16 protein-coding genes are annotated in these 13448 nt (G+C 54.1%); 6 read left to right on the top strand and 10 right to left on the bottom strand.

All coding sequences use genetic code 11. From position 1 onward, the window contains the following. Window positions 1-1081 precede the first annotated feature (1081 nt). Both SynTAK9802_RS07890 and SynTAK9802_RS12620 read right to left on the bottom strand, forming a co-directional pair. The gene (locus tag SynTAK9802_RS07890; RefSeq protein WP_255487905.1) at window positions 1082-1333 is read right to left on the bottom strand and encodes a DUF1651 domain-containing protein; all 252 of its coding nucleotides are present in this window, start codon (window positions 1331-1333) and stop codon (window positions 1082-1084) included. A gap of 459 nt (window positions 1334-1792) precedes the next feature. Beyond that, window positions 1793-1960 (bottom strand): hypothetical protein, encoded by a 168-nt coding sequence (locus SynTAK9802_RS12620; RefSeq protein ID WP_255487724.1) that lies wholly within the window; start codon window positions 1958-1960, stop codon window positions 1793-1795. Between SynTAK9802_RS12620 and SynTAK9802_RS07885 the strand changes: the two genes are divergently transcribed. Together SynTAK9802_RS07885 and SynTAK9802_RS07880 are read left to right on the top strand one after the other, a co-directional pair. Next, window positions 1892-2374 (top strand): phage major capsid protein, encoded by a 483-nt coding sequence (locus SynTAK9802_RS07885; protein ID WP_370586392.1) that lies wholly within the window; start codon window positions 1892-1894, stop codon window positions 2372-2374. The genes SynTAK9802_RS12620 and SynTAK9802_RS07885 overlap by 69 nt on opposite strands. A gap of 117 nt (window positions 2375-2491) precedes the next feature. Beyond that, window positions 2492-2950: a cupin domain-containing protein gene (locus SynTAK9802_RS07880; protein ID WP_186495668.1), complete on the top strand. Its 459-nt coding sequence runs from the start codon at window positions 2492-2494 to the stop codon at window positions 2948-2950. A 382-nt stretch (window positions 2951-3332) separates the two neighbouring features. Here the strand turns inward: SynTAK9802_RS07880 and SynTAK9802_RS07875 are convergent, their stop codons facing one another. The 3 genes from SynTAK9802_RS07875 to SynTAK9802_RS07865 all read right to left on the bottom strand — a co-directional run bounded on the left by SynTAK9802_RS07875 (window position 3333) and on the right by SynTAK9802_RS07865 (window position 8532). Further along, the gene (locus SynTAK9802_RS07875) at window positions 3333-4028 is read right to left on the bottom strand and encodes a ParA family protein (RefSeq protein WP_186495667.1); all 696 of its coding nucleotides are present in this window, start codon (window positions 4026-4028) and stop codon (window positions 3333-3335) included. 2183 nt (window positions 4029-6211) lie between these two features. Next, entirely contained in the window at window positions 6212-6394 is a 183-nt protein-coding gene (locus tag SynTAK9802_RS07870; protein ID WP_186495666.1) for a hypothetical protein, read from the bottom strand. A 1850-nt stretch (window positions 6395-8244) separates the two neighbouring features. Beyond that, window positions 8245-8532, bottom strand: a complete 288-nt coding sequence (locus SynTAK9802_RS07865; RefSeq protein ID WP_114988375.1) for a hypothetical protein — start codon at window positions 8530-8532, stop codon at window positions 8245-8247. A gap of 99 nt (window positions 8533-8631) precedes the next feature. Here SynTAK9802_RS07865 and SynTAK9802_RS07860 point away from each other — a divergent pair, with 99 nt between their 5' ends. Both SynTAK9802_RS07860 and SynTAK9802_RS07855 read left to right on the top strand, forming a co-directional pair. Continuing rightward, entirely contained in the window at window positions 8632-8904 is a 273-nt protein-coding gene (locus SynTAK9802_RS07860) for a DUF1651 domain-containing protein (protein ID WP_186495665.1), read from the top strand. 63 nt (window positions 8905-8967) lie between these two features. Next, window positions 8968-9126, top strand: a complete 159-nt coding sequence (locus SynTAK9802_RS07855) for a metallothionein (protein WP_186498113.1) — start codon at window positions 8968-8970, stop codon at window positions 9124-9126. Window positions 9127-9789: 663 nt separating this feature from the next. Here SynTAK9802_RS07855 and SynTAK9802_RS07850 read toward each other — a convergent pair. Next, window positions 9790-10857 (bottom strand): site-specific integrase, encoded by a 1068-nt coding sequence (locus SynTAK9802_RS07850; protein WP_186495664.1) that lies wholly within the window; start codon window positions 10855-10857, stop codon window positions 9790-9792. A gap of 588 nt (window positions 10858-11445) precedes the next feature. Here SynTAK9802_RS07850 and SynTAK9802_RS07845 point away from each other — a divergent pair. Further along, entirely contained in the window at window positions 11446-11637 is a 192-nt protein-coding gene (locus SynTAK9802_RS07845) for a hypothetical protein (RefSeq protein WP_186495663.1), read from the top strand. Beyond that, window positions 11638-11766: a hypothetical protein gene (locus tag SynTAK9802_RS12615; protein WP_255487723.1), complete on the top strand. Its 129-nt coding sequence runs from the start codon at window positions 11638-11640 to the stop codon at window positions 11764-11766. It begins immediately after the preceding gene. 232 nt (window positions 11767-11998) lie between these two features. On the opposite strand, the gene SynTAK9802_RS07840 is transcribed toward SynTAK9802_RS12615, so the two are convergent. The 4 genes from SynTAK9802_RS07840 to SynTAK9802_RS07825 form a co-directional block, all read right to left on the bottom strand. Next, window positions 11999-12241 (bottom strand): hypothetical protein, encoded by a 243-nt coding sequence (locus SynTAK9802_RS07840; RefSeq protein WP_186495662.1) that lies wholly within the window; start codon window positions 12239-12241, stop codon window positions 11999-12001. A gap of 51 nt (window positions 12242-12292) precedes the next feature. After that, window positions 12293-12466 (bottom strand): hypothetical protein, encoded by a 174-nt coding sequence (locus SynTAK9802_RS07835; protein WP_186495661.1) that lies wholly within the window; start codon window positions 12464-12466, stop codon window positions 12293-12295. Window positions 12467-12740: 274 nt separating this feature from the next. Continuing rightward, the gene (locus SynTAK9802_RS07830) at window positions 12741-12968 is read right to left on the bottom strand and encodes a DUF3136 domain-containing protein (RefSeq protein ID WP_006850228.1); all 228 of its coding nucleotides are present in this window, start codon (window positions 12966-12968) and stop codon (window positions 12741-12743) included. A gap of 45 nt (window positions 12969-13013) precedes the next feature. After that, window positions 13014-13406, bottom strand: coding sequence for a RidA family protein (locus tag SynTAK9802_RS07825; RefSeq protein ID WP_186498111.1), 393 nt, complete (start codon window positions 13404-13406; stop codon window positions 13014-13016). Between the last annotated feature and the right edge of the window lie 42 nt (window positions 13407-13448).

Here is a 13448-nt window from a genome sequence, read left to right as displayed (position 1 = left end):
TGGCCCATCGAGATCGGAGGAGCCAATGACGGCCGACACTCCACCTGAGCAATCCGCAGAAGTCGCCTGACTTTTAGGTCCCTGCTCCAACAGTTTCCACCCAACCGTGGGCTACTCGTCTGTGATGACACTGCAGTACGTCAGAACAGTCGACTCTCCTCTGCACCGTTCGTAGGTGCCCCGTAGGAGACCAGCCCAACACCTGGACGTAATGGCCCCAGGAACCTGAAAGCCCGACACTTCGCCCGACCCCAGCAATGGCATACGGCATGGCCCCTGTTCTGCCACTACAGGGGTGTCGGAAGCGAGCAATAGGAGAGGTCACCCCATTCCTTTCGTAGGTGGGCTGGCCTCTCAACCCCTGATCACATTACGGGTTTAAAGATGCACAAGCGAGCGAGCTAGGCCGTCTCTTCCACCTGGGAGGGGCGGCCTCCTCCTTTGTTGAAGTGCAGGTGAGCAGTTCCCTAGGACGCCTTGTTGTTTTTGCAGGGGCGTTCACCTCGCTTCAACTTGAGCCACATCGCTTTCTCAAGTGCTGTCAGCTTTGGAGAAGTTTCATGCAATGCAGCTTCGGCACGTCGCCTGGCGGCAATGATGAAACGGTCTGTCTTGTCTACTCCGTCGAATCCCATGTCCCTGAAGAGGACGACACTCGCAACGTAGACATACGAATCGTTTGTGCATCGAATGCCAGTGAGCCCTCACTTCAAGCGATGGCAAGAGGTGAATAGGACTGCAATCACCCAACCAAATTTTGGCTGCCGCGAGCGATTGCTTCACGCAGATACCTGTTTCGTCGTGTCCTCGAGGACATCTTGCTGAAGCTGCTGAACTGCACAGAGAGCTACATGCGCAGGCCACCCATGAACATCTATCAACTCCTTAACCAGAGCATCAGGGGCCTGAGTGATCGAGCAGCGAATGGCATTGACAACCTTGTTGTCCCTCGCGAGTCCAGACAGCCGCAGAGCCCGGAGTTGCTGAGTGTTCGGCTGTTTCATGACAGCACTCTGGACTACTGCTGGTTTTGCTTTTGTTGTCAACTGCCTTCACGGACTTGGCTATCTCGTTGACTGCCCTATCGAAGTGGACCGGCGCATCTCCTCCAACCCATGGATGTGAGTGCATTCCATTTCTCCAGCGCCTCTTGTCGTGTCATCAGTTGACTCCCCTGAGGGATCGGGTCGTCAGGTGGTCGCCAATGGAAGCTGCGCATGACGATCGACTCGCCTTGAGAGCCATCCTTGGATGCGGTGAATTGGTAGTAAAGCTGCTGTGATTCGTTGGCAAGCCATGCACCAACTGACTTGTAGGAGAGTTCTTCAGTGATGAGCTCGCTCCATAGGAGAGAAGCCTGATCGATCAGTCAGACGGCTTTTTTCGTAGGTGAGCTGACGGAGCTTTTCGATGTGCTGCTCATGCTCACCGCTGCTCCAGTGCTGTGGGAAGGCGACTCGCGCTTGAAGTTCCGAGATTTGGTTGTTGAGTTCTCTCGCTGGGTCCTCGGACCAAAGGTCTTCTCCACAGTGGACCATCGCCACCCCCTAATGGCGGGGGAGAAGTGAATCTCCTAAATCACTACTGATGCGCTTTTTGGGACAGGTCGTCTTCCCGTCAGGGAGGACTGCCATCTCTGTGTCTGAGATTTAGGCATTAAGCCTTAGCCATCGGCCAGAGAAAAAACAGCAGACTCCTACAACCCGCAGATGCAGCATGAAGGGACTCCACACGAACGTTGCCTACTTCGGTGGCACCATCGCGATTGCAGTCCTTGTCATGACTTTCGTCGTCAAAGCAACTGCCTGAAAGTTTCCAGTCGAAATCTGAGTATTGGCTCGAGCGTCAGCGCCGACTCGGTCGATCGGGCAGCAGCAGCCAACCAACCGGCATCCTCAACACCAAAGGTATTGGCGCGGTAGCTGGCGGCACAAACGGATTTGCCCCGACGCTCGAGCATCTCCTCGACCTCAAAGAAGAGGTCGCTGTAGATAACGCCGACGTTGCCACCTGTGGCTTCCTTACGAACGCAAAAGTCGAGTCCGTTCTTGCCAAAGCCAAGGACTCGCAGAGCAAGTACCTCCTCAGCCCTTATGTAATTGAACTTGATTGTAGCCAGATTGCAGGGCGGCGTTTTGAGGTCAGCAACAACGTCCCCTCAAACCTCACAAAGGGTTCTGGGACCAACCTCTCGGCTGTTATTTACGGGAACTTTGCAGACCTGCTGATCGGCATGTTCGGCCAGCTCGAGATCCTGGTTGCCCCGTACACCGACTTCGCCAAGGGCACCGTTGGTGTAAGTGCTCTGCAGCCGATCGACATCGCTGTTCGTCACGCTGAATCATTCGCAGCCATGCAGGACGCGATCGCATAACCACGACCGTTACCTGCCTGGTGCAGATGGCGCACGCGGGGATGCAGAACCCTCGGGCTTTCTTCTATGGCTTGTTTCGAGGGAGTAGGTCAGAATTAATCAAGCATCACTACTTGGATGAAGCGCCTTCTCGCATTTGGCACGGTTGCCTTGGCATTAGTTGCATGTAGTCCAAATCAAAAATCTGAAACATCTTCAGCTTCAACAAAGCCTTCAATTCAAGAGGTTTTCATCAGTTCTGAGACTTTGAATGGAACTGCTCTTAAGTACCCGGCAGGTAAGCCAGAGTTGCGCCTTTATAGAGTCGAAATTCCTGCTGGAGGAAAGATTCCTCTCCATACTCACCCGGCCCCAATGATGGTATATGTGCAAGGCGTGAGATCTGGATCATTACTTAATACTCGAGTTCAGCCTGACGATACTGAAATTAAAACTGAGTTCAAGCCTGGTGAGGCGTTTGTTGAAGGCGCTAACGAGCCTCATTACGTTGAAAATGTTGGGGAAGAGCCAACTATTGTTTGGGTGACAGTTGCTTCTGTCGAAGGCATGCCAACAACAGAGTTTATTGACGAGTGATTTTGACGCAAATCTAATTAGGCCAGGGTCCTTCTAAAGCCAACCACTGTGGGTCATTCGAAGGCGCGTTGATCCTCTAGACAGTGGTTGTCAAAACATTGGACACTTAGAGACATCGGGAGACATACCAATGCAACTCATGAGTGTGAGTGCCGCTGCCAGGCACCTCGGATATAAAAGCCGTTCGCGGCTGTACAAGCTGATGAATGACGGCTGGCTAGATGCCCACGTGCATGTTCAGATGCCTAGTGGGCAGCGTTTACTTGACGTTGATGGATTACAGAAGACTCTGCAGGGCTTATGTCAGTGGCGCGTCGATAGTGTCTTTCTTAGGAATAGCTAGCCCGTACAAGATCAGTATCACACTTAACAATAATAGTGTTTACGCCGCATTGCGTTGCTCCATGGGTGTGAAGTCCCATCCGATTGGTGACTGACTCTGACTCAGTCTGTGGTGCTCCTCGAACAGACTTTCAATCTCTTTGCAGGCCGAACTGTATGCAGTCCATCCCATCATTCTGCGAGGATTCGCGCGCCCACGCTTGTCAATAGCCTGATCAACTGTGACTCCTTCTGTTTCTGCCTGTTCAAAGGCGCTAAGCAGTGGGATTTGAGCTGTAAGAACTTTGATATCAAATTCCTGGAGTAATTCTGTGGCTTCCTTTGCTGCAGCTTCTTTGCGTGAATCTACTTTCACCAAAAGTGCTGCATAGGGGATTTTGTATTGTCTCAGCATTTGCGACATCTCGACCGTCAATTCGATTGATCTGCTTTGCGTAGTCGTAGGCAGCAGTATGAAATCAGCCCCCTCCACTAAGTTTTTCATTTCTTCTTCGTTGCTGCTTGCCTGCCCATCTGTGATCACGATCTCTGCTAATCGAGTAGCTTTGGCTGCCGCCTCAATTGGCACCACAGGACAAGGTAAGAGTCCTCTGGCACCATAAGCAGTTGCTGAGCGGTTGCGGTCGGCATCAACAAGCACTACTCGTTTTTTCTGGTTGCTCCAGCACGCTGCTATGTGCACACTGCTACATGTTTTGGCGACACCACCCTTCTGACCAAAAACAGTGATGAACATTAGGTGGCGACTCAAGGCTTCCCTTTAGGATCGCGTTCTTTCTCGGTAAGGCAATACGTGTTTTGTTACTTTTTAGCTATGAAAGGTCGATGCGCTACGGCTACCCAGCTTATTTGAAGACGCGGTGATCCCCTGTTTGTAAAAAGAAGTTTGCGCTAGCCAAGTCCACCAACTCCTAGTGGGGAGCAGGCTCTGCTGCGCTCATAATCCTCCTGCCCTCTTCGAGCCTCGATAAGAGTGTGGTTCTGATCGTCGTAATCGTCGATCAGGCAGATGGCGCCCTCAGCATTACTCATGCGATGAGGGGTCTGCCGTGACGAACGATCGAGGTCACTTCATTAGTGGTCGCGTCAACCACCATGTAAGTGCACATCAGCGCCTTCGACTTTGTGCGGGCACACAGGTAAGCCCTGAATTCCGTTTGGAAGTAAAGCTCCTTGACCCAACGGTCGGGAGCTTCTTGCTTGACGACGTTGTACACGGCTATTGCCTGGACCCTTGCTCTAGCAATGCCTTTGATGCGTCAGCCCAATGCACGGAATTTCCGCTGTTTAGGCACCAGCACTTATCCAACGAGTCGGTCATCTTCAGCCAGGATCGCTTTCCCTTTTGAAATCCTCAGCACCTCACCTGAGTTGCCGGGACTTTCGTACATGACTCGATAGAGCCCGAAAGTATTCAGCGATTTGGCTCGGGCGTTGGTGAAAGCCTTGAACTCAGTCTCGAAGCACTGCTCTTGAACCCAAATGTCGGGCCCATCGTTTCGTTGAACGCAGAACATCATCTGTATCCCTTGAGGTTCTCAGCTTGGAGAGGGCAGAGCTGCTCGCTTGCTATCTCCAAATGAGCTTCGGGATCATGTCTTCAGTTGGCAACCACTGAGCAAGGGACTCAGTCAGCCTTACGAGCCGTGCTCGTCAATGGCACATGATGTCCTTTGTCTAAGGATTCCCAGTGATTGCCATGTCGAAATCGCTGTTCACCTGGAAGACGGCAGGCATCCTGACGGGCATGAAGCTCGCGACGCTGGCAGTCGTAATTGGGCTAGCTCGCGCTGGACTTCTTCCCCAGTGGCTTCCCCATTGGGGCTAGCCCGCTTCGGAGGCCAGCCCATCTCCTTCTGCCACGTTGGCGCCTAGAGCTTGCACTTCTTCTTCAGGGGCTGACCATGCAGCATTTGGCGATTAATCCGTACGACGAACCTTCATTGGATCCACCTCACACAGTACTGATCCACTCTCGCTGAGCACCCTGGTTTTCCTACCGATCATTCTGGCGATCCTCTTTGCTTCTGCCGCGGCGACCTCCAATGTCGCTGCTGTCGTGTGGAGGTGCCATTCCAAGAAAGGGTTCAGTTCTTGTACTCGGAATTGCCCGCTTGCCATGTCCTTGAGGTGCCCAGCACTTACGACCCATAAGAAGGATCCTCTTTAGAAAGAGAACTGGAGTTGAGGCTTGCTCCACCTGCCTCTTTCGACTCTTGTTCTGCTCTGGTCAATTTCTCCACCAGATTCAGAGTGTCGTTAGGAGACAAGTCACCGTCATCGCCCCACTTGAGACTGGAAATGTCAGTTGGGCACATGAGGTATGAGGTGTATTTTTTGCAAATTAGGGATGCTGAGATCCCTGTTGTGCAAATGCTCCCCGAAGATTCACGGAATAAATTCTGAATTGAGTACCCATGCGATACCGAACTGGTTAGGAGTGGTTTCAACCACGTAAAATCCGTCCACCGAGGCATTGCGGAGAGATGGACCAGAACCCTGCAGCTGCCTTCAGGAGATCTCTGTTCCCCCTGAAGACACCAGGTGTTTCGGGATTCTTCCAATACCAGAGGTCAGAAGCCAACCCCACGAACAACACCCTGTTTGTCTCAGAGGGTCTTGGAATACGTCGGTGAGGATTCCAGTGCTGATTGTCCTTGAAGAGCACTGAAGTCCCATCACTCTTGTCGTGCTGGTCATGGAAGGACCACCAGACACTCCCGTATCCGATGGATTGACCTGTTTGGAAGGTTCCCAGGGGCCTGCTTCCCTGGAGCAACTCACCCTTTAGGGAGAGAGCAGTTCTGTCAGTCAGTAGCACCATGATTGAAGGGACCTCTTCACTGGTCAGTTCGCAGACCAATGGAACTGGAACTGCAGCTACTGGGTGTGCTGTGAGCAGCAGGATGAGTAGTGCTCTCATTGCTCCTCCATGATTTTCTCCACCACGGCATCCTTCACCCTGTCCTGAAAGGTCTTGTCGTCTTGCTCAGGAGCAATCGCACTGGCAGTTGCCCTTAGGAGGTCTGCGGTGATCTGTCTTGCCTCTGGGTTGGTGAAGAGCAGGAACCCCAGTCCTACTCCGACAAGGATCTTCAGCACGACACTGGCTTTCGGTGATGCCTCTCAGTATCAGTCGAACCCAGGCAACGCGATCTAGGCGTTCTAGGAGTGATGTGATGAGTGTTCGCTCGCAGTAGTAGGCAATACAAAAAGAACGTCGCTCAATGGTTTTTCAGGGAATTGAAAAATTGCTGCAAGGTTCCCGAACTTCCCCCATATTTGGTGTCCAGATGGTGTCACCTATCACCGTCTTGGCAGCACGGGAGAGCGACCCGTCGGCTGGCAGTCAAAGCAACCCTTGGCAGGAGCGATTGTCAGGGGTCGCTTCCTGCGGTTTTCAGAAATCGGAAGAAATTTGTACCTTTTGAGGCGAAGGTTTGTATACCGACGAACTTGTTTTCAGCGGATACTGCATCGCTCGGGGAGAACGTCGTTCTCCTCGCGGTTCCGTGGCCTCACATCATTGATTCGGTAAGGCTGTTGGAAGTCAGCCCGACTGTTGGAAGGGGCTGCAGAGCCGAGTGCTGATTGCCATCTGGTTTGGTTGCGATTTATTGGGTCAGCTGCTTTGTGGTGATGACTCGAGTTCTTCGTGACCAGTGGGCACCGATGGCGATTGCAGGAGCATCACTAGTGGCGTTGGTGTGGCTTGAAGCCTTTGTTTGGTGAGTCGGCGGGGCAGCCTGAAGAAAACAGAGGGCTTAAGTAGAGCGCTCAAGTGGCAGGCGCATCTTGAACCTGCAGCCCGAGGGGGTCTGCACTTGGGAGTCGAGGACCACTTGGCCTCCTCCCTATTAACCGGGGAATCGAGGACCGTATGGACTCTTCCCCACACCATTCCAAGCCGTCAGCTCAAAAGCTGGTGGAAATTCACCGCACGTAGCGGGCATAACTGGGCAGTCGTTTCAATCGAATCTGAGTCGAATAACCCGTCGGTGTGATGATGTTCACCACTTCAGGGGCAGGGCTATTCAGCGTGTAGCCACGTTGGGTCAACTTCTCCCAGGATTGTTTGAGTAATTCGGTGTCCATAAGTTTTCTATAACACATCTCATCAAGCTTCCGCCAGTTTTGATCAGTATGTGCCACTTGATGCAATTTTGAACCTCAAGGGTTTTTAGTTTTGTGATGCCCCTAGCTACTGGTTTTGGCATTCGACGAACTCGACAGGACAACCAGGTATATCCGTGATGCAAAGGCTCGCGCGCTGGAAGTGCTGAATGAAGCCTCCCCCAAGCTCACCGCACTTGAGAAGGCCATGTGGATGAAGTTGAAGCGAGGGGAACGCTCCTGCAAAAACAGCAATGGCCAATATCCCCGTAGACAGCATTGACGCAGAGGCTGCTAGTTGTCTTCAATATGTGGCACTTCATGCATTTAACGACGAGGAATTAACGGACCATCAGGAAAAGCAGAAGAGAGATGATCCAAGAATTCAGCATGATTTCTCGGCCGCCGCCGATGGTGCATCAGCTTGGCGACAAACGCTTTGTTGTCTGTGTGTCGAGTGGGCTGTGCTTGGAATTTGCTGACCGATGGGATAACGAGTGCTGCCTGAAGACCCTTCAGGTTGCCAGTGTTTTGCCTAAGTAGTAAGGCTGCACGACGCCTCGGAGACAAGTCCAGATCTCAGCTCTACAGACTTATCAACGACGGCTTCATGCACGAGCATGTCCATGTGCAGCAGCACACGGGACAGCGTTTGGTTGACATAGAGGGGCTGAGGGAGAAGCTGCAGTGCATCTGCCAGTGGCGCTCGGACAGCGTGTTCCTAAGGAAGCCTCTTTAACGCCTGCGCCTTGCTTTGACCTTTAAGGCGCGCTTGTTGCGCCATAAGGCGAGATAACCCCCAAGCCCTAAGCCAAACAGCAGAAGAAGAGGGCTCATCTTCAGTAGCAGCTCATGGCTTCATAATCGTCTAGTACCCGATCTACTCGTGGGGCGTATTTCTCGACAACTGACTCTCTCGCTAATACTCCTTCTGCCTCGAAGGGAGCCATTCTCCTCGCCATGCAGTTAAGGACTTCATCGTTGACAAATTCTGCATGGCATCTTTCCTTGGCTTTCTCCATTGCAGGTAGGACGATTGCGTTTTGACTCGCTAGAGCTTCGGTATCCATGGCGGCCTTTAAGCGTGCAGCAGCCCTTTGTATGACTTCGCATTGGACGTAATCCATAGCTTGAGAGCCAGGCGCCAGGCAGAGAAGCGAAATCAGTAGTAGCCGTTTCATCGCAGAAGGCTCGGTACGCCACCCAGTCTGGCTAGTACTTCAGGTATGCCCAACAAGGACCGCAGCTTCCACGAGTCGCTACAGAAGGCTGGTGGTGAAGGGTGGCTGTATTCCGAGCAGCAACAGAAGCTCTGTCACTTCAAGCCCGACACGGCGACGGTCCACGCGCAATGGGTGGCCATCAGGACGTATAGCTACGTTCCGCCCCGCCCCCCTGAGCCGATGACTCGGCGACGGTTGCTGCGGCATAACGCCATTGAGGCTTGGCAGACGATGCAGAAGATGGGCTGGAGACGCTGTCCCCCGCCTGTCAGGTGAAGTTCAACTGGATGCACTGGTTGTTTGTTCGACCTAAAAAGAAGGGAATTGATCGACGAATCCATGCCAATTGCAAATCAGAAATGCGCGTGTGAGCCCTGCGGCTGCGTTGTTTCCCCTCAAAAAGCCGTCGAGAAAGAAGGAAAAGTTTATTGCTCCCAATCATGTGCTGATGGTCATGCCGGTGATGACCAATGTTGCTCTAATTGTGATTGCTGCTGATTAGTCGCAGCAGCCGCCTTGTTGCAGGGGGACCACTGTTACCCCGCTAACGACATTTGAATCCATAAGAACCCTTACCTGTACGCCGCCACTGGAGTCTTCAGCCAATTCCACAGCGAGCCCAACCAATTCGTCTCCGTTGGCTTTCGTGTAGTTCAGAAGCTCAACGCGTTGAAGTTCTTTTGGAGTGGACACAGGTAACAAAGCGATGTTGAGAGTTTTCTAACGCTGAACTGACTCCCCGACCGGAAAGAAAGGGAGTCAGCTTCTGATCAGCGCCCAATGGCATTGCCTAACCATTGGGTGGAAGTGCCCAGCAAAGGAACCTCCGAAGAAACGATCGCCTCTGCCATTGCTGCAGTGCCGTCCTTATGTGGCGACAGCGGCGACCAAATGAGTCGCTGAAAGGTTTTGGAAACTGAAATCGCTGATCTGACTCCCCCCCGTTCAGAAGAGGAGTCAGGCCGTTGCTTGCTGTGTCGGCGTGAAACGAACGCTGACACTCAGCGCCCAGTGGTTCCTACAAAAACCATGGGATGGAGGTCTTGGGGACTCCAAGTGCCACCATCACCCCTGCTGGGGTTGCAGTGCCGTGCAGATGAGGCAAGGGCATTGACTAAATGATCCAGAACTAACGCTGCATTTATTGCTGCTGAGGCCTGCTTAGCTCGCGCCTGCCAAAGACTGAATGGAGGCTTCTACCGCCGACTTTGTAGAAGCATCGTCTGTCCACTGCCCGTAGTGGCGAATGTGAGTTTTTAGATCGTGGCCCATGAGCTTTGCGGTGTCTCGCAGGGGCAGCGGTTGTGGGTAGTACTTGGCGGCTCGCCATGCGTAGCCATGCCGCAGTGAGTAAGGCGTCAGCTCAGGATTGGATGCCTTCAGCGACTGCCAGGTGGCATTGCGGTCGAGATATTGCCGGAAGGCATGGCCGCAAGCCTTGAACGCACCAGCCTCAAGGTTGCTGATGCTCTTTGGCAGCTTCACCAAGCCGGAGTGAAAGAGCTGCACCAGCCGCGCTCCTTCACCTTGAAGCTCCTTCAGGGGCAGCTCCTGAACAGTCCTCGGTGGCTTGGGTGTTGCTGAGCTGTGAGCGTTGCGTTTTACGTTGCCGATTTTCAAGTTGCCATCGTCAACAGAGAGCACCATCAGCTCTGCGGGCCTCAGTCCGAACAGTGCAATAAGCCCGACGGCAAGCCGGAGGGATGGGTCTGACTCAAGACCGTTCAACAGTGTTATCAGCTCTTCTGGCTTGATCGGAGCCGTTGGTTTGGGGGCGGTTTGACGATGACCAATCAGCTCCTTCATGTCGTCACACTCCAGTGGCAGCCATTTCCTGTCTGCGCCGCATTTGTTGACGGCAAACCTCAAAAACCGTGCAACATCCAGCAGGTTGCGTTTGCGGCCTGATGAGCCTGGCTCTACCTCCTTTAGGTGCTTGCGGGCATAAAGGCGCATGAGCCCGCCACCATCGTGTGCTGCGCGAGTGCGAGCCGTGATCAGGTCAAAGGCTCGGTTGATTCGATATTCCTCGTGCTCGGCGTAGTTGCTGGCTTTGACAATGCCTGAATCAACTCTGCTGGCCTTGTATCGGGAGCGAACTTCCTCCCAGTTGATGGCGGCGCCGGTGTCTTCGGTGCTGCCCCTGACGAGTTCGTAAGCCTCGGCCAGGCCGACGTTCAATTCTGGGTCCTGCATCTTGGTGACCATCTCGCCGATGAGGTTCAGCACCTTGCGGTGGCTGCCACGAGCAAAGGGCAGGTCGGTTGAGACGAATTGGGTTTTGCCGTATCTGGCATTGCCAGCCTCAGCCCTGCCGATCTTGAAGCGGTCGTACTGCTCTTTGAGGATCCAGCCCGGCCCGTAGTCACCCTTCACGGCCTGGCGCAGCGTCTTCAGCCATAGCTGTGCCTGAGCCATGCCCCCCTTCTTGTCCTGCAGGTGGTCAGAGCTTGCCGAAATTGAGTCTGATTTTCAAGTCTGATTTCTGCCTTTCCTTGCCATAGCAACTTGTCTCAGGTGAGGGGGGTGTTCCGCCAAAAGAGCTAGTGCAACAGGGGTTAGAGCTAATCGTCGCAACCGATCTCAGCTTTGCCAGTATTTTCATGGCATGCAGGGGGTCAGGAGTTCGAGTCTCCTTGGCTCCATTCAACAAAAGCCCAGCTTCTGGCTGGGTTTTTTTATTGCCAATGCGCGGCGATGATTCCGCTCGGTGCCCCGTGTTGGCTCAAAAAGATGAAGCGCTGCAAGCTCTGGGCGCCCACCTGGCCAAAGGAGCTGGGCTGGGCACCTGAGGTTGGTTGAGGGCAGGATGGATGGATGGGCAAGACATCTAAGAAATCCAAGAAGGCGAAGAAGCCGAAGCAGACCTGCTCTGTCCTGCTGTGGCACAAGACGGCCATCAAGCGGATTCGACAACGCTTTGGTCTGAGCAAATACCAAATGCTGTGGATCACCTTCGTCAAAGGTCTGCTGATCGGCTACGTCGTGGCACTTCTGGTTCATCGCTGAATGGACTCCACCCAGAAGCTCGTGGAGAAACTGGTTGAGAGGCGGATGCGGGTCACTGGAGAGACGCAGGCGGTAGCCACTGCCAATGTGATGGCAGCTTTCGAGAAGCTGAGGAAAGACAAGGAGTAGCCCGACCCGCTGCAAGCTTTGGGCTCAAGAAGCGAGCTCGATCGGGCTGCAGCGTTGCGGCATAAGAAAGCCGGGTGCTGTCTCCAATCGCAACCCGGCTGACGCATTCACCTTGATCTAGCTGGTCTTAGCCCGTGCCGTAGAACCTCAGTTATGGCTCAAATGTTCAGCTCGATACATGAGCTAACTGGCGCATTGACTCAGGGCACCGGCTGCACCGTGGGCTGGCTGATCAAAAACCGCGGCCGTCTCGCTCCCGCATTTCCAGGCGGAGTTGCTGATAGCGAAGCAAGGCCCTCTCCTCATCCAACTGAGGAAACAACAAACGAGCCTCCTCAAGGCTCGGGGGCTCCAAGAGCCAGTCATCAGAGCGATCCGGAGCCACTTGCTCAGGGTTGCGTTTCCAGAGTTGTCGTCCTGGTGCGACCCAGCCAAACCAGCGACGACAACGATCGAACAGCTCGAGTGGGTGCATAAATTCACCCTAAGGAGATCACGAATCCAAGTGCTGGGATGCGTGCATGGCCTAGGCCTTCACGCGATCTGAAACAACAAACTCGCTCTGGGGCATCAGGCTCTCCGGTTGCCGCTGTCTTGGATCCTCCCCATTGCGCCAGGGGGTGAACATCAGGAAGTTCCCGGCCACCAGCCCTGCCGTCACGATCACTGCGGCAATCTGTTCGAGCTGTTCGATCTCCATCCCTGCATTGTCCCGCGTTCTCCCAACAAGGGTGTCCCCTGCGTCGTCGAAGGCTTGGGATTCAGCTCGCTCTGCAGTTCAAGGCAAAGGGCAGCTCCCAGCATCACCGTGATCACCCCAAGCCCCTCACTCAACTTGAGTCGCCTTTTGGGCTTGCGGAAAATACAGCGGGTCATGCCGGGCCCTTGCTTCTCAGCCTGGTTTAACGCCTGTTTTCAGTTCAAATTGAAGCGTTGGCCACGAGAATGCTGGGAAAACGCTGAGACAACCCCTCTCAATCCTCTTTTGGGTTCTCCAGGTCGCGTCGGATCAGGGCCAGCAGGTAGGAGGGAGATTTGTAGCGGGTGGGAAGGCAGCGGTTCAGCGTTTCGAGATGCCCCCAGCAGACGGTTCGTTCAATGTCTTGAACGGTTTTTCCCTGCTGGAGGAGACGCCGCAGCGCCTTGCAATACATCGGATAGCCCGCCTCTAATTCACCGATGGTGAGTTTCGCCTGAGGCATAGGACCACTGAAGCCAGTTCCAACCTATGCCCCCGCGGGCCAGGCTCAGCTCCCGAGCCAGGCGACGCAGTCGATTTCCACCCGTGCTCCCTTTGGGAGGGCTGCCACCTGAACGCAGGCTCGGGCTGGGCTGACCCCCTCCCCGAACACCTCGGCGTAGATGCCATTCACGGTTGCGAAATCGCCCAGGTCTGCCAGGAACACCGTGGTGCGCACTACCTGAGCCGGGGTGGCGCCAGCTTCTTTCAGCACAGCACAGAGGTTTTTCAGCACCTGATGTGTTTCCGCCGCCACATCACCGTTCCCCACCATCTCGCCGGTGGCTGGATCCAATGGAATCTGCCCGGAGCAATAGAGCCACTCGCCAGCCAGTACTGCCTGGTTGTAAGGCCCAACCGGTGCAGGTGCGTCTTGAGTGGTGATGGCCTTGGTGCTCATGGGCTGGTTCTCAACAGCAGTCATCACGATCATCGCCGTTGG

The sequence above is a fragment of the Synechococcus sp. TAK9802 genome, from assembly GCF_014279535.1.
In the GTDB taxonomy this organism is placed as follows: Bacteria; Cyanobacteriota; Cyanobacteriia; order PCC-6307; family Cyanobiaceae; genus Parasynechococcus.
The sequence above is the reverse complement of the archived record's forward strand: the minus strand, read 5'-3'. Positions and strand labels throughout refer to the sequence as shown.